Annotated in this window: 17 protein-coding genes, 1 pseudogene and 1 riboswitch; of the genes and pseudogenes, 11 read left to right on the plus strand and 7 right to left on the minus strand. The window is 36.5% G+C overall.

Annotated elements, in window-relative coordinates:
* Positions 1 to 341: 341 nt before the first annotated feature.
* A riboswitch (glycine riboswitch) is annotated at positions 342 to 422 on the plus strand.
* A 163-nt stretch (positions 423 to 585) separates the two neighbouring features.
* The gene (locus tag QNH20_RS04215; RefSeq protein WP_283921665.1) at positions 586 to 1,959 is read left to right on the plus strand and encodes an amino acid permease; all 1,374 of its coding nucleotides are present in this window, start codon (positions 586 to 588) and stop codon (positions 1,957 to 1,959) included.
* Positions 1,960 to 2,166: 207 nt separating this feature from the next.
* The gene (locus tag QNH20_RS04220; RefSeq protein ID WP_283921666.1) at positions 2,167 to 3,159 is read left to right on the plus strand and encodes a peptidoglycan recognition protein family protein; all 993 of its coding nucleotides are present in this window, start codon (positions 2,167 to 2,169) and stop codon (positions 3,157 to 3,159) included.
* Between the two features lie 599 nt (positions 3,160 to 3,758).
* Here the strand turns inward: QNH20_RS04220 and QNH20_RS04225 are convergent.
* Both QNH20_RS04225 and QNH20_RS04230 read right to left on the minus strand, forming a co-directional pair.
* On the minus strand, positions 3,759 to 4,430 hold the full coding sequence (locus tag QNH20_RS04225) for a hypothetical protein (RefSeq protein WP_283921667.1): 672 nt from the start codon (positions 4,428 to 4,430) through the stop codon (positions 3,759 to 3,761).
* Between the two features lie 212 nt (positions 4,431 to 4,642).
* Positions 4,643 to 5,056 (minus strand): MarR family winged helix-turn-helix transcriptional regulator, encoded by a 414-nt coding sequence (locus QNH20_RS04230; protein WP_283921668.1) that lies wholly within the window; start codon positions 5,054 to 5,056, stop codon positions 4,643 to 4,645.
* Positions 5,057 to 5,956: 900 nt separating this feature from the next.
* Here QNH20_RS04230 and QNH20_RS04235 point away from each other — a divergent pair.
* The 5 genes from QNH20_RS04235 (at position 5,957) to QNH20_RS04255 (ending at position 9,667) form a co-directional block, all read left to right on the plus strand.
* A complete protein-coding gene (locus tag QNH20_RS04235; protein WP_283921669.1) occupies positions 5,957 to 6,337 on the plus strand; it encodes a GntR family transcriptional regulator in 381 nt (126 codons plus the stop codon).
* Positions 6,334 to 7,206 (plus strand): ABC transporter ATP-binding protein, encoded by an 873-nt coding sequence (locus tag QNH20_RS04240; protein ID WP_283921670.1) that lies wholly within the window; start codon positions 6,334 to 6,336, stop codon positions 7,204 to 7,206. Before QNH20_RS04235 ends, QNH20_RS04240 begins: the two co-directional genes overlap by 4 nt.
* Complete coding sequence (locus QNH20_RS04245) at positions 7,194 to 7,823, plus strand: ABC-2 transporter permease (RefSeq protein ID WP_283921671.1); 630 nt, start codon at positions 7,194 to 7,196, stop codon at positions 7,821 to 7,823. The genes QNH20_RS04240 and QNH20_RS04245 overlap by 13 nt, the downstream gene beginning before the upstream one ends.
* 468 nt (positions 7,824 to 8,291) lie before the next feature.
* Positions 8,292 to 8,942 carry a DsbA family oxidoreductase gene (locus QNH20_RS04250; protein ID WP_283921672.1) on the plus strand — a complete coding sequence of 217 codons (651 nt, stop codon included), beginning with the start codon at positions 8,292 to 8,294 and terminating at the stop codon, positions 8,940 to 8,942.
* 122 nt (positions 8,943 to 9,064) lie between these two features.
* Positions 9,065 to 9,667 carry a nitroreductase family protein gene (locus QNH20_RS04255; protein ID WP_283921673.1) on the plus strand — a complete coding sequence of 201 codons (603 nt, stop codon included), beginning with the start codon at positions 9,065 to 9,067 and terminating at the stop codon, positions 9,665 to 9,667.
* Between the two features lie 485 nt (positions 9,668 to 10,152).
* On the opposite strand, the gene QNH20_RS04260 is transcribed toward QNH20_RS04255, so the two are convergent.
* Entirely contained in the window at positions 10,153 to 10,593 is a 441-nt protein-coding gene (locus QNH20_RS04260; RefSeq protein WP_283921674.1) for a DUF1801 domain-containing protein, read from the minus strand.
* A 471-nt stretch (positions 10,594 to 11,064) separates the two neighbouring features.
* Between QNH20_RS04260 and QNH20_RS04265 the strand changes: the two genes are divergently transcribed.
* Positions 11,065 to 11,601: a CueP family metal-binding protein gene (locus QNH20_RS04265; RefSeq protein WP_283921675.1), complete on the plus strand. Its 537-nt coding sequence runs from the start codon at positions 11,065 to 11,067 to the stop codon at positions 11,599 to 11,601.
* Between the two features lie 71 nt (positions 11,602 to 11,672).
* Here the strand turns inward: QNH20_RS04265 and QNH20_RS04270 are convergent, their stop codons facing one another.
* On the minus strand, positions 11,673 to 12,455 hold the full coding sequence (locus QNH20_RS04270) for a metal-dependent hydrolase (RefSeq protein WP_283921676.1): 783 nt from the start codon (positions 12,453 to 12,455) through the stop codon (positions 11,673 to 11,675).
* 355 nt (positions 12,456 to 12,810) lie between these two features.
* Here QNH20_RS04270 and hprK point away from each other — a divergent pair, with 355 nt between their 5' ends.
* Positions 12,811 to 13,746: an HPr(Ser) kinase/phosphatase gene (gene hprK, locus QNH20_RS04275; protein ID WP_283921677.1), complete on the plus strand. Its 936-nt coding sequence runs from the start codon at positions 12,811 to 12,813 to the stop codon at positions 13,744 to 13,746.
* A 67-nt stretch (positions 13,747 to 13,813) separates the two neighbouring features.
* The gene (locus tag QNH20_RS04280) at positions 13,814 to 14,611 is read left to right on the plus strand and encodes an ABC transporter substrate-binding protein (RefSeq protein WP_283921678.1); all 798 of its coding nucleotides are present in this window, start codon (positions 13,814 to 13,816) and stop codon (positions 14,609 to 14,611) included.
* Between the two features lie 315 nt (positions 14,612 to 14,926).
* Here the strand turns inward: QNH20_RS04280 and QNH20_RS04285 are convergent, their stop codons facing one another.
* The gene (locus tag QNH20_RS04285) at positions 14,927 to 16,264 is read right to left on the minus strand and encodes an APC family permease (RefSeq protein WP_283921679.1); all 1,338 of its coding nucleotides are present in this window, start codon (positions 16,262 to 16,264) and stop codon (positions 14,927 to 14,929) included.
* Positions 16,265 to 17,384: 1,120 nt separating this feature from the next.
* Positions 17,385 to 19,154: a hypothetical protein gene (locus QNH20_RS04295; RefSeq protein WP_283921680.1), complete on the minus strand. Its 1,770-nt coding sequence runs from the start codon at positions 19,152 to 19,154 to the stop codon at positions 17,385 to 17,387.
* Positions 19,155 to 19,746: 592 nt separating this feature from the next.
* Here QNH20_RS04295 and QNH20_RS04305 point away from each other — a divergent pair.
* Positions 19,747 to 20,674, plus strand: a pseudogene (locus QNH20_RS04305) (replicative DNA helicase); the annotation flags it as partial.
* A 175-nt stretch (positions 20,675 to 20,849) separates the two neighbouring features.
* Here the strand turns inward: QNH20_RS04305 and QNH20_RS04310 are convergent.
* Positions 20,850 to 21,821, minus strand: a complete 972-nt coding sequence (locus tag QNH20_RS04310) for a TRM11 family SAM-dependent methyltransferase (protein ID WP_283921681.1) — start codon at positions 21,819 to 21,821, stop codon at positions 20,850 to 20,852.
* Positions 21,822 to 22,098: the final 277 nt, after the last annotated feature.

The raw sequence follows: 22,098 nt of genomic DNA on the forward strand, positions 1-22,098 counted from the left end.
TACTTTTTATCTTGAAATTATTTTTCCAAAAAAAGTAGTATTTAAACCAGACAGGGCAGGTAAAAAAGCTAGATCTAGTCCGAAAGCGGGTCTCATTCGGACAGGGCAATGCAGAAACGGTAAGATCCAGTCTGAATCCGGGTCTCAAATGGCGGTTTTTTTATTGAATAATTCTAAAATTTCCTCTTCCTGAGCAGTTAAATAATTGAAATGGATTTATAATTTGTTGTTGACAAAATATTTAACTACTACTAAAATTAAAAATTATTTGGAAATAGATATCGCTATTAAAAAAATTTAATAATTAGCAAGCTATGATTGCTATGGATCACACTATAGCAGGAGCAGCTTCTGGAGAGACCGTGGGAATTCCACGGCGCCGAAGGGTTCACAATCTCAGGCAAAAGGACAGAAGAGTACTGAATATCTATTTGTTATGCTGATAATCGTTAGCATGACAGATTTTATTTGTTATTCTTAGACCTAAGAGATTGGAGAACATCCAATCTCTTTTTTTATTGGTTTACTCTACTGCTCATCATTTCACACTAAAAATATTCAATTAATTTTAAGGGGGAGTTAGGATTGGCACAGCAAGAATTAAAGAGGGATTTAGCAAATCGGCATGTTCAACTAATCGCAATTGGCGGTACTATTGGCACCGGATTATTCTTGGGGTCCGGTAAAGCCATACAACTGGCAGGGCCATCCATCGTCCTTGCCTATTTAGTCGTGGGTATCGCCCTTTTTTTTGTTATGAGGGCGCTTGGAGAACTCCTGTTGTCTAAAGCAGGTTATCAATCTTTTACAGACATTGCCGAAGACTATCTTGGACCACGGGCAGCGTTTGTAACCGGATGGACATATTGGTTTTGTTGGATTATGACTGCTATGGCTGATGTTATTGCTGTTGGTGTATATGTACAATATTGGTTTGATATTCCACAATGGGTACCTGCAATCATCTGTTTGATCATTTTATTAGGACTCAATCTATTAACTGTAAAGCTTTTTGGAGAATTGGAGTTTTGGTTTGCTTTAATAAAGGTAATAACGATTCTTGCATTAATCGGTATTGGGGTTATTTTGCTGATGAAGGGATTCACGACAAATGCAGGAACGGTTACTATTAAAAATCTTTGGGAACATGGGGGACTCTTTCCAAACGGAATCTCAGGTTTCTTACTTTCATTCCAAATGGTTGTATTTGCATTTGTCGGTGTAGAATTAGTGGGTGTTTCCGCAGCAGAAACATCTAATCCACAAAAAAACATTCCATCGGCCATTAATAAAATTCCTTTAAGAATTCTTTTTTTCTACGTTGGCGCACTTATCGTCCTATTATGTATTAATCCATGGACGGAACTAAATGCAGCAGAAAGTCCTTTTGTCAAAACGTTTAGTTTAGTCGGGATTCCGATTGCCGCAGGAATTATTAATTTTGTCGTATTAACTTCAGCCGCTTCTGCTTGTAACAGCGGGATGTTTTCAACAAGTCGAATCCTATATAATTTAAGCACTAATGACCAGGCGCCAGCTAATTTTGCAAAACTGAATAAAAATCATGTACCAGGGAACGCGTTATGGATATCAACGCTTGTTGTTTCAGTGGGAGCTCTTTTGAGCAAGCTTATTCCGGAACAAGCTTTTGGAATCGTGACAACCATTAGTGCCATTTGTTTTATTTGGGTTTGGGGTGTCATTCTAATTTGCCATTTAAGCTATAAGAAAACACGTCCGCATTTACATGCAAAATCAAAATTTAAAGCACCATTGACACCATTTATTAATTACGCTGTCCTAACGTTGTTTGCTATGATTCTCATTATTATGCTGTTTGCTGAAGAAACACGTCCTGCCTTAATGTTGACACCTCTATGGTTTATTCTATTATTTACTTTGTATTCATATAGAAGAAAGGAAAAAAATATTAATTATCAGCATAGAATCAACAATTAATTGATGCCTGGCCCCCGTATGCTAAACGGCAGGGGGCAGGTATGCGAATAGAGGATACACAAAAAAACACAATTTTAAATCACCTAAGAATAATCCCATTGCTGTTCTACAAACTATGAATGTAGAAATTTTTTAGAAAAAGGTACCATACTGCGAAAAACAGAGCTAATTGATTTAAGTGATATTACATTGGAAAGGAATTAAAAAATGAAAAAATTTTTTCTGATTGTATTTTGTTTGATATTAAGTATGCTACTTAATATTTTTCCTGCTCATGCAATTGGAAATACCTCTAGCAATATTTATGAGGTAAAATCAGGTGACACTTTACCTGGACTTGCAAATAAATTTGATACGTTTGTAGAAGAGATAAAAGTAACTAATGGATTGCAATCCAATACATTATTCGTTGGTCAGAAATTGTGGGTTCCGATGATGTATGAAGTTGTTTATGGAGATACACTTAGGGAGATTTCATCAGCATACAATTCAACAGTCGATATGATAAAAACAACAAATGGGCTTTCATCTGAGCAAATACATGTAGGGCAAAGATTGAAGATCATTCCTAAAAAAATGACAATGCAAGGACAGTATATTCTTATGACGAGGGAGGAATTTGGGGATTGGTTATTTCACAACAGATTTACTAGAAAAATAAGTCTAATCCAACAACACCACACATGGTTACCATCATATAAGCAATTTTATAGTTCCAATCATTTTAAAATGTTGAAGAGTATGGAGAATTATCATGTAAATAAAATGGGATGGAAGAATATCGCTCAAAATATTACTACATTTCCTGATGGAAAAATAGCAGTTTCCAGGCCATTTGACATGGCTCCCGAAGGTTCAATTGGAGATGAGGCCAATTCTGTAGGGATAGCCATCGAAAATGTTGGCAACTTCGATATAGGTCATGATGTAATGACCGAGGAACAAAAGGAAACGATTGTTTATATCACTGCTTTGCTTTGTATAAAATTCGGGTTAACTCCATCCGTTGACAGTATTACTTATCATCATTGGTGGCATTACAGAACAAAGGAAAGAGTGTTAGATAACAGTAAAGAGTATGAGGTTAAAACTTGCCCCGGTACTGGATTCTTTGGAGGTAATTCTACAATTAGTGCAAAAACATATTTTTATCCCCTAGTGTCACGTAAAATGCAAGAAATTTCAGCATCTATGCATTGAACTAAAAGGTCAGTTTTATTGTGCTTATTTTATTTTGGAGAATGAGTCTTTGTTAGACCATAAAGAGAAGAGATATTGGAATCGTAATCGTTTAGGCAAAATTGAGTATTTGTTGGTGCATGACCCCCAGTGCGTTAAAGCTTTAACGATGGGGTCATGCATTTAATTTTGAAAACTATAGGTTATGCTATGGTCCACTTAGATTAATGCGATTAGATAGTGAAGTCGAAAGAAAGCCTTGTTAAGTTAGGTAAGCCAAGTGATAAACTACTGAGTTTGAATTTGGATAAGATTTAAGATATAAATAAAAAATTCCTCTCATTTAAACCTAAGGTTTGATACACAAAATTTAAGTGACCTTTTTACATAAAGCGAAACAATTATTAGAAAGAAAGAAATAATGAGTGATAATGGAATACTAAAAACCACTGGGAGATCAATCCCCTGCCATATACTCATTCTTATTTGTTCAAATCCGAGTGTTCGTAATATGCCAGCTAGCATTGAGATTATTGCACTCAAAATCAATCCTGCGTATAGGACTGATAGGACAGGGATTGTTAGCGAGTACAAAAAGGCGAGTAACATTATTTTTATTTTCATTCTTTTTCACTTCTTCTTATGATTTGATGGACTTTAGCATTTGGAGAGATTGTATATTTTTCTTTATAATAAAGTGTTTGTATTTCGCAATTATTGCCGACTACCACTACATCCCCTTCAACAATTTCCGCATCTGTATATGAAAGTTGCAAGTTTCTTCCTTTGATATATTTGCAAGTTAACTTTTTCTTTATTAAAGACAAAGATGCCCTATCCTTTTTAACACATATTTCATCTGCTATAAGACGTTCGATCTTACTTTTACCAGACAATTTTAGGTGAAAGTGTTTTGAATGTATTTCTTTCGCTTGAACAAAGCCAATTGAATCAAATTGTTCCAACTGGAGAATTTGTTCGATAGTCAGCTTTCCTGAACTTTTAATCCTTGATATTTGTCCATTCTTTATCTTTAAATTTCCTGCACTCACAATTTCTTTAACCTTACAATGGTCTTTTATGACACATGTTCCTGTATTTTTTAAAATATCTGCTGCAACATGAGAATGAAAAGTACTATATCCGTGAGTGGAGATTTTTTTTAAGCGTACTTCTTCATATAAAGTAACAAGGCCACGAATATTTAATAGTTCACATTCTTTTTCTAACCTCTTGATATTGCCACCGGTAAGGGTAATACTATGTAGCTTCTGACTTTGTTTACTTGCCATTCATAAACACCACCATACTTTAATTAATATATATTTTAACGATTAAAATATATATTAATTAAAATACATTCATTCTTATTTTGTCAAGAACAAACGTACTATGGAGCAATCACTTAAAAGGATATGGTTAAATGATGTAACTCCAGAAGGGCCTCAAGCCTCCAAAATAATTATTTAGACAATAAAAAAAGGATTTCAACTTTATGAAATCCTTAAAAAATCGTAGTCATTAACTTATTAACATTGATTAATACTTTTGCTATATCTGCTAATTTTTCTTGTGGAATTTTCAAAAATATATCCTGAACTTTAGATTCACCACTATTTGTTAAGATCATTTTAACTACTCGTCGGTCGTCACTTTCTCTTACCCGTTGTACTAAATTTAATTTTTCTAGTTTATCACACATTGATGTAATTGCTCCAGGAGTTACACTGAAAAAATCAGCAATCTCAGTTGCTTTCATTCCACCATTGATTTTCAGCTGGAGAAGAAGAATAAGCTGGTTTTGGGATAGTGACTCACCCTCAGAAAGTAAATTTACAAACATTTTTGATTTTTGCTGTATTTCAAGCATTTCTCTCATAATAATTTCCACATTGTGAATTTGACTATCTTTTGACATGTTATCACAGCCTAATAAAATATTTACTAATTAAAATATATAGTAAGTCTAACTTATAATACTTTTCTTTGCTATCCCTTTCAAGATCGACTTAGAAATCCGAGTCCGACACAATTTCAGTTTTTAGCAAATATTTTATCCTTTTAATTCAACAAAACAGGTAATTCCTGTCTCGAACAATGGATGGAGAAAAAAGCTAGATGCTGCCTGAATGCAGGTTTCATTCGGACAAGGGAAGGAGAAAAAAGCTAAATCCTGTCCGAATGCGGGTCTCATTCGGACAAGACAAGGCAAAAAAAGCAAGATCCTGTCTGAATGCAGTTCTCATTCGGACAAGACAAAGCAAAAAAAGCAAGATCCTGTCTGAATGCAGGTTTCATTCGGACAAGGGAAGGAGAAAAAAGCTAAATCCTGTCCGAATGCGGGTCTCATTCGGACAAGACAAGGCAAAAAAAGCAAGATGCTGTCTGAATGAAGGTCTCATTCGGACAAGGGAAAGGGAAAAAAGCTCGATCCTGTCTGAATGCGGGTCTCATTCGGACAAGACAAGGCAAAAAAAGCAAGATCCTGTCCGAATGCAGGTCACATTCGGACAAGGGAAAGAGAAAAAAGCAAGAACCTGTCTGAATGCAGGTATCATTCAGTTTATCAACATCTTTCAAATTAACTTAAAATATTTCATGCAATACTAAAAATGTGCATGACGGTTGAAAGGTTTTGTGTTAGATATTACCTCCCCCACAATCTCTCCTGTTTTGAGTTTACATACATTCCTTCCATTTATTAGTGAGATAAATCCAAATTTAATCCAATATAACATAAAAATGGATAATTCTATTGACTAATCTGTATATAATGTATATATTGTATATATACGATATGTAAATCGAAGGTGACTAAATGGATATCATTATTTCGAATTCCGTGAAAGACCCCATTTACCAGCAAATTATTAAGCAAATTAAGGAACTTGTTTTAACTGGAAAGCTGTCAGAAGGTGATTCACTCCCTTCTATTCGCCAGTTAGCAAAAGATTTGCAGGTTAGCGTTATTACGACAAAGCGAGCTTATGAAGAATTAGAGAGTGACGGGTTTATCGTCTCAATTGTTGGAAAGGGATCATTTATTGCTAGTCAAAATCAAGAGTTATTAAAAGAACGGCGTTTGAAAATAATCGAGGAAAAATTAATCGAAATCATTGAAGAAAGTAAGCTCGTTCATCTTTCAAAAGAGGAACTAATAGAATTGATTTTAATTTTGTATGGAGATGATTTGAAATGACGAATGTAGTTGAATTTAATAATGTGAAAAAATCATTTAAGAATTTTTCATTGGATGATGTTTCATTTTCGATAAAAAAAGGATTTGTCACTGGGTTTATTGGGGCCAATGGAGCTGGTAAAAGTACAACGATAAAATTATTAATGAAATTATTAAGAAAAGATAGCGGCAACATTACTATTTTTGGTCTTGATCAAGACAAACATAATCAAGAGATTAAAGAACGAATTGGTTTTGTGTATGATGAAAATTGCTTTTACGATACTTTATCCATCAGGGAACTGCGAAAAATAATAGCTCCAATGTATCAAAAATGGAATGATAACCTTTTTTATAAGTACTTAGATCAATTTAGTTTACCTGAGAAACAGCCAATTAAAAACTTTTCAAAGGGAATGAAAATGAAAATGGCGATCCTTTTCGCGATCAGCCATGACCCGGAATTCATCATTATGGATGAACCTACATCTGGGCTTGACCCTGTTTTTAGAAGAGAAGTATTAGAACTCTTGCATGAAATCATGTTAGATGACCAAAAAACGATTTTCTTTTCTACCCATATTACAACAGATCTAGATAGAATTGCTGATTATATCACATACATTCACAAAGGAAAAATTCTCTTTTCAAAGGAAAGGGAAGAACTGCTAACGGAATATGGAATTGTCAAAGGAAGCAATGACTTATTAGATCGAGATACAGAAAAAGAATTTGTAAGTATTCGGAAGACGAGTGTAGGTTTTGAAGCATTAACAAGTTGTGTGAAGAAAACAAGGGATATTTTTGGTGATGAGGTTTTAATTGAAAAGCCCAGCCTTGAAGACATCATGTATTATACAAATAAGGGGGATTTGAAATGTACTCTTTAATCTTGAAAGATTTTCTTATGTTAAAAAAGATGTTATTAATTATAACGGGATTAATGACTCTTTGGTATATTCTGCAGTTTTCCTCTGTTTTTATCATTGCACTTGCAGGTTTTCTATTTATTTCTAATACTGGCAGCTTCGAGGATCGTAATAATTCTCATATCATGCTAAACAGTTTACCTATTAATCGGAAAAGTATCATCTCCTCCAAATATATTGGAGCTTTGATTTTTGGGATAGTTACTGTTTTTTTAGCGTCTTTATTTCAAGTTGTCTTTTATTTTGCTTTTGATGCTTATACACAGCCTTTTCCTGAGGTTTATGATCTATTAATTGGTATGCTATGCATCTTTTTATTTACCTCTATCTATTATCCAATTTTATATAAATTTGGGGAGAAATATACTAGAATCATCCTGATGTTTATAGGGTTTACTATTATTGTCTTTGGTAATATAATGATGCATTTATTTAAAGATAAAATCGAAACAATTAAATTATTTTTAAGTCAATTTACAGCCAACCAATTAATATTAACTGGAACTGTCATCACAGTTCTTCTATTTTTATTATCATGGCTAGGCACAATAAAAATATATGAAGCGAAAGATTTTTAGAGGAAATCATAAAAAGTTTATCAACATTTTTCATATTAAACTTAAAATATTTCATGATATACTTGCATGCCAAAAAACCTTCCAAATTTTACGTTTGGAAGGTTTTTTGTTAGATTGATAGCTTGGTAAAATAATAAAAAAACTTATCCAAATGATTAGCACTTATTCAATATGAGTACGGTTGTATACCAGAAATAATTTTATAACAAAGTGGTTGACTTCTGGTTTAGATGTAACTATAATGGTTACATCTAAGGGGTGGCAAATTTGAAAATTAGCAGGAAAGCGTTTTTGAACATATTACAATGGAAAAAGTAGATACATCATTAGTAAATAGGTTAAAATCTTCACCATAAATTATTTACCATGTGCAGTTCTCTGAATTGAGATGTACATTTTTTTAACCTTTAGTTGTAACTAGAATAGTTACAACTATGAAGGATGATAAAAGAAAGGGAGAGATACTAAATGACTGTAAAAATTAAAGCTTATTCTGATTTCATATGTCCATTTTGTTTTTTAGGAAAAGGCCCTTTAGATGAAATCGTAAAGGAAAAGGGTGTAGAGGTAGAATGGATGCCATTTGAATTACGTCCAGATCCATACCCTAAAATTGATCCATGGAAAGATCCTGCTAAATTAAGGTCTTGGGATTCCTTTATTAAGCCTGCTGCAAAGAAGCTAGGGGTTGATATGCGTTTACCGCAAATTTCTCCTCATCCATATACACATTTGGCTTTTGAGGGGTACCAGTTTGCGAAGGAACATGGGAAGGGAAATGAGTACCAACACAGAGTTTTTACCGCGTTTTTTCAAGAAGAACAAAATATAGAAGACATCGAAGTGCTGACGAACATAGCAGGAGAAGTGGGACTTTCTAAGGATGCTTTTAAGGAAGCATTAGTATCACGGAAATATCGTGAAGCCCATCAAGAAGCTTTAAAACATGCTTATGAAGAAGCGAAAATTACGGCTGTTCCAACCTTTGTAATTGGCGATGAAGTGATTCAAGGGATAGCCAGTAAAGAAAAATTAGCACAAGTGATTGATAAGGCATTGGAAAAAAACAAAGCAAATGATCTTGATGGTATGCAGTGCAATATGGATGGGTATTGCTAAGTACTAGATGACACTGAAAAGTGGACTGTTATAAGCAGGTATTATTCATAAATAATTGTCCAGCCTTTACAAGAATGAATGTAAATGTTATTTGAAATTAAACAAAATTTGGAGGAATTAAAATGTCAACAACTACAACAACTTTAAAAGAAGCAATCGTTAATCGCCGTTCCATTCGTAAAGTGAAAAAGAATGAAACTATTACGAAAGAAAGAATTAATGAAGTAGTAAAAACAGCTTTACATGCACCATCGTCTTTTAATATGCAAAGCAGTCGTATTGTTGTGCTCATGAACGCTGAGCATGAAAAGTTCTGGGATATCGTAAAAGAAACACTGCGTCCACGTGTTCCAGAAGAAAACTTTGGAGCAACTGTTGAAAGATTGCAAGGATTTCGAGATGGGGCAGGTACGATATTATTTTTCGAAAATCAAGAAACAGTAAAGACAATGCAAGAAAATGCACCATCCTATAAAGAGCAATTTCCATTTTGGTCACATCAAGGAAACGCTATGCTGCAATATGCAATGTGGATGTCTTTAACAGCAGAGGGCATTGGAGCATCTTTACAGCATTATAATCCTATTATTGATGAAGAAGTGAAGAGAACATGGGATATTCCAGCAGAATGGACCTTAATAGCACAAATGCCATTTGGTGAGCCAAATGAAGAACCAGGTGAAAGAACATTTTTGCCTTTTGAAGATATCGTGAAATTTTATTAATCCAAAGCCTTTTCCAAAGCCATAGTCGTTAAGCATGATCTCTTGATCCCTTTAAGTAGATTCTTCAGAAAAAAGAATTAAGAATGTATTTGTTGAATATTAGTGCCTGTTCTCCCCATTCGTAACGCCTAAACACACAGGGGGACAGGCACCTTTTATTTATAAGCAAAGTGTGTGGAATTTGGATGCTCACTTCTGAGTCAATAGGAGTGTGAGAGTAAAAAAATATCCGGCGCTTGGCCGGATAAAAAGATATATGTGAAATGGGGGTGAAAGGCTATGAAAAAATCATGTCCTTCCCATATATTTCATCATATACCATTGAAATGAACAATCTATGAATAAACTATTAAATTGTTCTTAAAATATGGGCGAGTTCCAACCAACGGAACTAGACTAAAATAGTCAAGTGCTTGATTGATATCATGAATATTAATTAGAGACCGTAAATCATTACCCAAAAAATGATGTGGGAACTGTTTTTATCATTTGTTCTGTGAACCTGTCACTTCTATCCACTTAGTTATCACGTCTTCAAGCTTTTTTTCCTTAACCTTCACATCATTCATATCAGTAAATTTTATGATAGCTCGATCATCAGAAACCCAATCCAATAATCCTGTAGTGTCATCAAACAAAGGTCCTTTCCCTTTGTTATCTTTTACCTTGGCACCACAATGAAAGACAAGCCGGAAAAACCCTTTACCTTGAAGATTAAACGTCACGATATCTTGATTGTTAAAACAGAAACTTGGAGCATTCCATTTTATCTGTTCAGTAATTTTGTTATTTGTATTTAAAATGATGTTTCGAACTTCCTCTATTTCTTTTTTAAAGGGATGTTCAAGATTGTTTATATATTCAATTACTTGTTCATGACCAGTCAGGTTCCCTGATTTCTTCCCTGCTTTTTTATTTGTTGTCATATTAGTTCCAACTCCTTTTATCTCTAATAAGATTTCTCGACTGAAGTTGAATGACCAAGCTGTTCCATTTTATCAAATGAGGAATACTACTAATCTTAGCTATTCTACTACTTATCCAGTTTCTCCTCTAAGGAAGCGAGTAATACTTTAGTGGGAAATTTACGTGAATTTTTGAAGTTGGCTCATGCCCCCTTATGCAATAAAGTACTTTTGGTTAGATAGTGCCAAGGTTTTTTCGGTTTCTAGGATCGCCATCATGTCCATAATCCTATTGGTTTAACAAGAGAAAAAGTATTATAGAATCATGTGAAGATGTAAAATTAGCCTTTAAAATGAGTAGTAAGCAGTTCAATTTTTGTGAAGAACAGTAAAAATCTGTAGATATTGTGAAAAATGTAAGGAATGGTACTTCGCAAAGAAGAAAAAAGGTAAAATGGTATTAAGAAAGGGACAAGGAGTGAATACAATTAAATGAAATTAAAATTAATTGTGGTTTCTTTATTGGCTTCCATTGTACTAGCTGCTTGCAGCGGTACAAGTACAGATGAAGGAAAGCCTGCAAAAGAAAAGGATACGAGCGATATTAAGGAATTGGTAAGTGATTATAGTGGAGGTAACAAAAAAGTTCAAAATGCCTCTATTACGTCTCAACAACTCATTGTGACTAACAAAGATGGGAGCGAGACTGCCTATGCCTTGCCTAAAGACGAATTTTTTGTTTCTATTGCCCCTTATGTCAATGAAACCCATCCTTGAACGAATCATAGCTTGACAGGTTGTCAAGGTGAACTAGCAAATAAAGAGTTTAAGTTATACATTGAAGACGAGGAAGGCAAAGTAATCCGAGATGAAATGATAAAATCCCAATCTAATGGATTTATCGATCTATGGCTGCCACGAGATAAAACGTATCAAATCAAGATTGAGCAAGACGGAAAAAAGGTGGAGTCAGAGCTCTCTACTTTTGAAAAAGACGCAACTTGCATTACAACTATGCAGTTGATGTAGTAAAAGTAAAAAAAGATGAAAGAATAAAAAAGATCGGGATTCACCCAAATAAAGGTAAATCCCGATCTTTTTTATTTCTCGAATTCTCTTTCTTCACCATAACCAATTGTAACGACTGTTGTTTTAGGATGACCTTTTAATAATTCCTCTAGCTCTTTATCTTTATCAATCATAAATTCAACAACCGGGAATGCTTGTAATAATTTCGTTAACGACTCAGGGGATACTGCCGTTTCATTGGATGGGAAGGTATGGCTTGGAATGACATATTTAACGTCTAACATGTGGTTAACCGCATATGCTGCTTCACTTGGTCCCATTGTAAAATGTCCAGATGAAGAAAGAATTGCGATTTCGGGCTGATAGACATCCTGGATTAATTTCATATCGGTCATTAACGCTGTATCACCCGAATGATATAGAGTATAGTCATCTTTAAAGTCAAAAATATATCCTGCCGACTCCCCGGCATAAACTGGTGTACCTTGAGTTTCCCCATAAGAAGAAGTGTGTTTAGCCTGGACCATGGTAATCCTCACATCATCAAAGGTCACGGAACCCCCAAAATTGATTGGCAACACATTTTTAATTCCTTGCTGGAGAAGAATCAAGGCCAACTCATATTGCGCAACAATCATTATCTCTGGTTTGTGTTCAGTTACCTTGGTCAGACCACTTGTATGGTCAATATGACCATGGGTTAGAAAAATGCAATCAAAAGATTGATAGAACTCCGCAGTATCTAAATCCGGAGGAAAACCGGGATTTAAATCAAAGAACGGGTCAATTAAATAGTTTTTCCCTTTCTTACTTTTTAAAACAAACATGGCATGACCAAGTCGTTGAATCTTCATTTTGTGACCTCCTAAACCGAAAATAAAAATCAAAACTATTTTATTTGCATGAATGGATATTTAGAACCTGGGCATAGGGGCCATGTAGAAGCAGAAAAGTAAAAAAAATGCTGTGGAGCATAAAAGCTATGGTAAATCTCTTGCTTCAGTGCAAACTAATGCGAATAACGACTGAATCATTGAGCTTTTTTTGAAAATGGGTGTCTATCCCTAAAATTACCGCATGTCCCCCAGTATAACAGTGGAGTTTTTAAAGGATTTAGCCTTTTGGAAATCAGCTTGTAATTAGATGACTATTTAAAAATTATTCAGTATAATTCAAATAACAAAATGCTAGTAGGACGGTGAGAATAAGGTGAAAAAAATAACAGTCGAAAACTTAGTTCGGAGGTTTTCATTGAAAGTACTGGCTGGTGAAAGTCAACTGCAGAAAATGATAACGCATTCACGGGTCCATCGTCCGGGCCTAGAATTTGTTGGTCATTTTGATTTTTTTCCAACCAAACGAGTTCAAATTTTAGGAAAAAAGGAAATTACCTATTTACATAAATTGAGCCACGAAGAACGTAAATTCCGGATCGGAAATATTGTCCAATATCATCCACCATGTTTTATTGTTACGGCGGGAGAAGAAGGACTTACCTATTTAAAACATCATTGTAATGAGCAGGGAATTCCACTGCTACTAACCAATCAGCCTGAGAACACTTCAGAATTTATAACAAAACTGGATGCATATTTGGTGAAGGAATTAGCACCAGAAATGACTGTGCATGGAGTTTGTATGAATGTGTCTGGCATGGGTATCTTACTTCGCGGTAACTCAGGGGTAGGGAAAAGTGAGACGGCTCACACGTTAATTCGCCGCGGACACCGGTTGGTTGCGGATGATATCGTTGTCCTAAAGAAGCTGAGCCCGCAAACAATTCTGGGTACTCATGATGAGAAAACCAAGGAATTCTTGGCTCTTCGCAGTATTGGGCTATTGAATGTAGTTCGCTTATACGGTCGTAGGGCTTTTCAAGATGAATCACGAATTGCTCTTGATATTCATTTAACGAAATGGCAAAAAGATGATTTGAATAATGAATTGGATCAGGAACCTCATTATATAGAATATATGGGTGTAAAGGTTCCATCCATCGAAATCCAACTCCAGCCTGGACGCGATGTAGCGGGGTTAATCGAAGCAGCAGCTAATAACTGGTATTTAAGGCAGCAAGGATACAGCGCAGCAGAAGAGTTTATGAGCAGGATTGAGGCTGATATTAAAGGTTCTGAAAAACAATAACTATTAAAGAAATAGTTAGCAAAAAATTTACTTGTTTAGAGTCATGAGTATACAGGAGGGGAATTAGATGACACATTTTTTAACTGATCATCTTGGAAGGCAGGTGAATATTTCCACTGTGCCCAAGCGAATTATTTCTATTTGTCCTGCAATTACTGAGACACTATTTGCCCTAGGTCTTGAGAAAGAAATAGTTGGCCGCACTAAATATTGCATTTTTCCTAAAGAGATTGTAGAAAACGTCCCGATCGTAGGCGGTACAAAAGAAGTAAATGTGGAAACAATCCGTGATTTACAAGCAGATCTAATATTAGCAGAAAAAGAAGAAAACACAGAAGAAATTGTGCTTGCACTTGAAAAAATTGCTCCAGTTTTCGTTTTGGAGGTACAAAAGATAGATGATTCCTACCGGTTGATAGAAACGCTAGGATTACTGACAAATAGAGAACAGGCAGCTAACCGCCTCATCACATCCTGCAAAAAATCCTTCGATGATCTTTCATGTAAGCAGAATCTAAATGCCGCATATGTTATATGGAGAAAACCATACATGGTGGTAGGTGGAACGACATACATTAATGATATATTAAATAGACTTGGTTTCCAAAACCCCTTCGAAAAGGGAGAATTAAGGTATCCGTCGGTTACAAAAGAGGAGCTTGCAGATGCAAATCTTGATGTGCTCTTGCTTGCTTCCGAACCATTTCCATTTCAAGAAAAACATATAGCAGAATTTCAATCATTTCTTCCAAATACAAAAATCCTTTTAGTGGACGGCGAAATGTTTTGGTACGGAGCGAAAATGTTGATAGCAGGGGCTTATTTAGAAAAATTAAAAAAAGAAATAGAGAAGAGCATTAAGTAGGGTTCTCTCAGTTTTAATAAGGTGAACTGGGTATTTTTTAATTATAGAAATTGATTTATCGTAAGGGGCTGTCCAATAAGTCGTTTTTTTGGCTATTGGATGCTCCTAAAGGAATTAGGGGGAATCTTTTAGTTTTGTAATAATATTATTTTAAGCATTTTGGTTTGGAGAAACCCAGTTGGTACCTTTTTATAGCTATGTTGAAATAGACAACCTGTTTAAAATATCTTTAGCCTATCCTCTAATCAGGGGATAGGCTTTTCTCATTTTAGAGAAGACGTATAAAGTGACCAGCTCCAGTGCCAAGAGTCTTAATTAACCTGCTTCTTCATAGTCTAAAACAGCAATATTGTTTTTACGAATTTTTGTTTGATAGAGTAGATATAGGACTCCGATCAGTGACCAGACTAATCCTCCAATCAGTGCATCGGCATGAAGGTTTGACCATAAAATACCTGTTAAACCTGCCCCGATTAACGGCATAATCAAATAGGAGAAAATGTCCCTTGCTGTTTTATATCTCTGTTGTTTGATTACGAAATGGGCAATGACTGATAAATTAACGAATGTAAATGCAACCAACGCCCCAAAGTTGATCAACGAAGAAACTAACTCCAGGCTGGGGGAGATGGCTAACATGGAAATAACCCCTACAAGGATAACATTAAAGGCAGGTGTCCGAAATTTATGATGGACATAGCCAAATAGTTTTTTCGGAAGGACACCGTTTCGACCCATCACATATAAAAGTCTCGCTACACTTGCATGGGAAGCTAGACCTGAGGCCGCAGTTGCAGCAAAAGCACCAGCAACAAGAAAAAGTTTGAAAAGAGAGCCGCCAACATACAATGCAATTTCAGGTAATGTATCGTCAGTATTTTTGAAATTTGAAACATCTGGAAATAACGCTTGGGCGAAATAACCGGTGACAAAAAAGATCGCACCACCGATGAAGACCGTTAACATGATCGCTTTCGGCATGATTTTTTGATGGACTGCCTCCTCAGCGTACATGGTTACGGCATCAAAACCAATAAAGGAGAAACAAACGACTGTTGCTCCGGTCAGAACAGCACTGAGATGAACATTTGCATGGAAAAGAGGTTCTGTTGTCAAAATCGTTCCTTGTCCCATTCCTTGAGAAAATTTAAAAAATGCCAGAACGACAAATACCACGATCAAAATAAGTGAGAAAACAACCAAAATGGAATTCAAGCTTGAGGTTTTCCCCATACTCCAAACATTTAATCCAGTACAGATTACCACCCAAATGAGAACCCAAACCCATGCCGGAGTACTTGGAAACATCGATACCATGTAGATTCGAATAATTAAAGCATTCACCATTGGAAGGAGGATGTAATCCAGCAGTGCTGCCCAGCCGACTAAAAACCCCAAATAAGGACTCATTGTCTCCTTCGTATAGGTATAGGCCGATCCTGCACTTGGGAATACTTGTACCATTTTTCCATAACTAATCGCGGTAAATAGCATGACAACTAAAGCTGTAAGGTAGGCTAGCGGAACAACCCCATTTGTTCCTTTAGAAACAATGCCAAACGTATCAAATGCAATCGTAGGGGTCATATACCCCAAGCCAAGTCCAACGATTGCCCATAATCCAAGTGAACGCTTAAGTGAAACATTCTCCACTTTTATAACTCCCCCTTATACGCAACTACTATTTGTGAAGTACCTCCAAAATGTAAGCCGTTTCATTTATTATCATTTTTCTTTAAAAATATTAAAAAGTCTTTTTGATTCAAACCTATATAGATTCCTCCTATATTAATATAAAATATCATTATTTAAAACATTCGCAATTTTCATGCCAAATAAAAAAACGAGAAAAATACCTGAATTTTAACTGTCTTGCCCATTTCAAACTGCAGTTTTTATGAAATTTTGCATAACATACTCTATTTTGCATAAAATTTTCTTTTATCTCTTATATGAAAAATGAGGAACACCAAAACTGATATGATCCCCTTATAGTAGACAGAAAAAAGAAAGCATACTAATCTGTCTACTATAGGGGGATATTTTTATGGGGAAAGTTAGAAAGACAAACGATGTTACATAAAAGAAAAAAGCAGTAGATCTTTATCTAATAGATGGTCTAGGTTATCACATGGTTGCAGAGTAATTGGGCATTTTCCTGGGGTGGGTTAAGCATTTTAAAGCTAAGGGTCTTAAGGGGCTAGAGGAGAAACGAGGAAAGGCAAAAGGGCCTTGTAAAGGTAGACCAAGAACCCGTTCTGAAGATCTAGAAGTTAAAATTAAACGCCTAGAAGCAGAGAATGAAATGCTAAAAAAGCTCTTAAAGATGTGAAAGGGGGAATGGATGAAGTACCGGCAAAATAAGAAGTACGAAGTAATCAAAGAAATGTCCGTGGGAAAATATTCTATTCAAATGTTATGCAAAATAGCAGGGGTATCTAAAAGCGGCTATTACAAGTGGTTAAAGAGACAAGTATCACCTACTGAAAAGCAGCTAGAGGACGAAGAAATTAAGAAAAAAATCATGGAATGCCATGAAAAATTTAAAGGAACATACGGTTATCGGCGAATACAAATTTGGTTAGAAAAAACTTACGAACTGCCTTGCCTTTCTCGGCCTAAGCCCATACATCCAATTCATCGTCAAAGGCCTAATCATTGTCGTCGCAGTATCCTTCGACATGCGCAAACACGCAAAGAAAAAATAGGAAGTAGTAAAAGGGTTGTGCGAATTCTGCACAACCCTTTTTCCATCAAAATAAATGCTCACTTTTTACGATGGTTTATTCATTTCCCATGCAAGCACTGGCGGTTTGGAGAGGTGGACTGTCCGAGTTTTGAGGATTGGAATAAAATATTCTTCCAACAAGTACCGGCTTGGGATGCTGTAGATTTCCTGATCTCCGTAATCATAAAAGATATAATGCCATGTTTTTAACGGGAGATGCAAGAATCTTTCGGGTTTCGCGATTGTTCTTTTCTCGATGCTGATTTTGGCGATATCGTTCAGGGAGACGTATGTGCCGCCATCAAAGCAGTAGTAATCCAAATAGTAGCCGCGGATTTGAACTAGGATGTTTTTCTCCAGCTTTTTCGCATGAAGATAGTTTAATAATAGCCATACTGGCGGCAGGATTAAGCCGAAAATAAACCAATCGTTCACCTGAATTAATGCCAAAAATAGCACAAAAGACAGGATAGCGATGGTATTGTTACGCCGTTTGTATTTTGGCGCGGATTGATAGAAAACCTCATCTTTTTCATTTGTTCCATGCTTTTCGGCTATGTGAGCACGGAAATTTTCCACATGCGCCTCATAGGATTTCTCTCGCCAGGGCATAAAATCTGTGAATCCATCATCAAGGCCGACCGGGTGCATTGTTGTTGGAATATTGGCTGTATAATAAGCTCCTAAAAGCATGCGCATCCAGCCTTTATGGACGAAGGCAGGGTCATTTGATTTGAATCGGATTACGTAATAGGTAAGACTGTCACCGTAAATGGCATCCTTTTCTTCAAACGATCCCATGATTTCTACTTCATCAGGAAACATTTCGACACCGTTAGGACTATTGTAAAATGTGAATGCAGCCGCTTCCGTGAGAAAATATTTTTGAAAAGAAGCGTCCGTTGGTACTAATTCCGGCTGGTATTTTTTTATAATCCTAAATGCCTCTTGTGCCCCATCCTGACCAATGAGGATTTCTTGAATCGTCTTGGTGACGTCATCGTTATTTAGCTTACGATTCCATAATATTTCTATGAAATATAGTTTTAGTTGATCATCTTTCCAATTTAAAATCGTTTGAAGCTCGAGAAGCTGCTCATCCATACAAAGAGCGCTATATATTGTAAGATAGTTTTTTATATAAAAGCGCAGTTGAAAATAAGGAAGCTTCCATGCTTCGTAGACATATTCTCTTGTGTATTCTTTGTCAAATTCCAGGTATTGGTCAATAAAAAATTGAAGCTTTTCTGTGATAAATTCCCGGTCCAGCGGGATCTCTTCGATCGTGAAGTATTGGTGTTCCAAGCCCATTGAGACAAGGAAGTGATAATACCATTCATACCATGGATGAAGGTAAATCTCGTTTTCTACTAATACTTCAATCGCTGTTAACGTGCTGTCTTTTTGTTCAAAAATTAAATTTCGTTCTTCGTAGTTAGGAATAAATGGTGCTTGAAAATAAAGCTGACGAAAGGTTTTTTTATATAATAATTTTGCTGATTCTGAATTATGGATGATAAGTCCGCTTAACACTAAGTTGATCGCCTGATAGGAATACTTGATGAGGTTCTTTTCGAAGACAGGAATCATGTCTTCATGGATAAATACGCAGGCGGCTTTAACTAAGGCAAGGGAAGGGTCGTCCCAATCTTCATCGCTGATCGGCCAGATTTGCCCGGCTTCCTCCAGCAAAGTGATGGCGTCATCCATTTCAAGTTGGTAATTCCAATTTTGCAGTTCATCGATGGCTTTTTTTCTATCAGCGAGATTTGTGCTTTTTAGCAGGCTGAGCAGGTCTTCCATGGCAGGATACATGTCATCAGTTCCTTTTTGAAAATTCTTGTAATTGGTTTTATTTTACTATTCTAAGGTGTTTGGCACCACATATTTTTTTGAAAAAAATGATATCAAAAATAGGGTGTCAGGCACCACTTATAGACAAATGCCCTTTTGGGGTGGATAGTGTTGTAAAGATGAATCGCATATGCAACTGGGTAGCATTCAAAGACTATCCAGTTTGTTATGTTTAGTTTCGAAATAGAAACATTCTAGTTTTTTCCATATTGTGTGATGTTATGATTATAGTAACTATTAGTGAAATGGAGGTTTTCCTTGTGTATTTTTGCAGATTGCGATTCCAAAATTTGAACCGTTAATTGAATAACGTTCAAGTCTCTGCCTGCTGCAGAGTAAATGGGACTGGTCTTCCTATATTTAGGGAAACCTTTATTTTTCGGTAAGTGAAAAAGAGGGGACGAATCTACCTCTTTTTTTCTGTCTTTAAAAATAAATGCAGAATATGAGGAATGCCTTATTCACCTATTCTTTACTTGGGTAATGAAGAACTAGTATCGGGCTATTTTTTATTCGAGACCCAATATCATGCCTGATAAGATCGCTACTGTCCGATATCAGTAAGACCTTAAGTGAGGGGATCCATGAATTAATGGCCGTCGAGGAGGATGAAGCGGATGAAGATAATGGTGATATTATACCGTCGCTAGTGGATTTATTTGCGGACTGTGAAAAAGATCTGGGAGAGATCGTCGGCATTCCGTCCGTTTTGCCCAATTGGACCGTCTTACGGGCGGGTTCCAAGAATCTGATTTAGTCATCATTGGCGGCCCCCCAGTATGGGAAAAACGGCATTCGCCTTGAATTTGGCGCTGCATGCGGCATTTAAAGATGTAAGTGCCGTATTTTCCTTAGAAATGGGAAAAAAGCAGCTGCTGAAACGCATGGCTGGTTTTACAGGAAGCATCGATAGTCTCAAAATGAAGAACCCAATGAAGGAGTTTCAAGAGGACGATTGGCAGCATTTCACGGACAGTATTGCAACGTTATCAAAGACCAATCTTCATATTTTTGACCGGGCAGGGATGGATGTCCCTTTTATCTGGTCAAAGCTCCGCAAGATCCGCAGGGAGTACGATCGTGAAAAAAGGATCCTGGTCGTGATTGATTATCTGCAGCTGATCGAGGGTGATCCGAAATACAAACAAAACCGCCAGGCAGAGATTAGTGAAATAAGCAGAGCCTTAAAAACGATGGCGAGGGAACTGAATGTGGTCGTTATTGCCCTTTCACAGCTGAGCCGTGGGGTTGAAAGCCGCACGGATAAACGGCCGATCCTGTCTGACTTAAGGGAAAGTGGTCAAATTGAGCAGGATGCTGATTTAATCGCCTTTCTCTATCGTGATGATTACTATACGAATGATTCTCCACTGAAGGACAGAATGGAAGTTATTCTTGCCAAGCATCGGAATGGGCCGACTGGAACAATGGAACTTGGGTTTAACAAGGAATATGGGAAGTTTGTTCATTTAGAGAAGTAGTGCTAGGGAGGGAGGAATCATGGAGAAAAGAATAGCAAGGTCTACAGCGATGATTTTCGAAAAGTTGGTGCCTGCTAAAGCAGTGGGAAGCAGGCACCTTCCCTTAAAGTTATCCGATAGCAATGGAACCCATGCATGATTTACATTCTTGTATGGGTACCAAGTGGAGCTCAGGTTAATTGCAAACAATCACTTCTCTACTAAATAATCCTTTATTAGCAACACCGCGGTCAATAATCGAAAAACCTGCTTTTAATAGGATTTCATCGACGGGTTCAACGGTCACCACGACCACTTTGTCTGCAAACCCACGTGCACTTTGAAGCATTTCCAGTTGTTCCTCCGGAGTGATTACCGAACACAAATTATATGGCAAATCAATAATGGCTACATCATAATGATTGGTGATATCGCGAAGATCAGCTAATTTTATTTCCCCAGTAAGACCAAAGTGTGCCATGTTTTCCCGTGCTCCAGGGAGGATTAGCTGATTTCGGTCGCTTCCAACTATGTCGATGCCCATTGATCGGGCTTCAATTAGGACAGTGCCAATTCCGCAGCAAGGATCAATGGCTTTAATCCCTTTTGGATTGGGGATGGCGATATTCACCACGGCTCTAGCAACACGTGTGCTGAGGGCAGTGGAGTATCCATTTGGCTTCTTTTGATGTCGAAACCAAACCGACTCACTTTTCACATACTCGCCGAATACCCATCTTCCATTTACATGCAGGATGCCAAAAGATTGGTCTGGGAAACGAAGATCTGCTTTTCCGTTGACGTGTAATCCAATTTCACGTTCAACTGCCCGTCGTCTCTCGAATCCCTCGTTTTCACTTTTAGTCTTACCTTTATTTTTCACATAAGTGATTTTAAAGGTTGCTCCGCTTAGTTGTAAAGCTTCCACCTGCTGATAAAGATTGTCCAGGTTTTCCGCTTCATATATCACACTTATTCTTTCTTTAATAAAAGGGCTCCGACTTGGATCAATTTTTACGAAGCTTTCCAAGACATTAGATTGGGACACCTTGCCGAATAATGAGCGCATTTCCAACGCACATAAAGAGCGTTCATCCTCAGAGCAGGCATAGGTATATATATAGGGCGTTCCTTTTTGTGGAGTAATATCTATGGCGGGATCAATCATTAATTTTTCTATTTTGTCTTCACCTCAAGAGTTATCTGAAAAACATTAAAATAATCAAATCAATTATTTCTCTCTTTATTTACTGCTTTATTATACCAAGAAATGACCTATTGTTTAAAATGACCTATAAGTGGGTGCCTGACACCGATTCCCTTATTAAAAAATAGCATTGTTTCTTTTGAAAAATCATTTCCAGAACAAATGTTTAAAAGGCCATATGCATTTATAGCCTTTTTCTGGTGCCTGAATGGTAATATTGGGGCCATGCGAATCAACA

Origin of the sequence: Neobacillus sp. WH10 (genome assembly GCF_030123405.1) — a bacterium.
Taxonomy (GTDB): domain Bacteria; phylum Bacillota; class Bacilli; order Bacillales; family Cytobacillaceae; genus Neobacillus.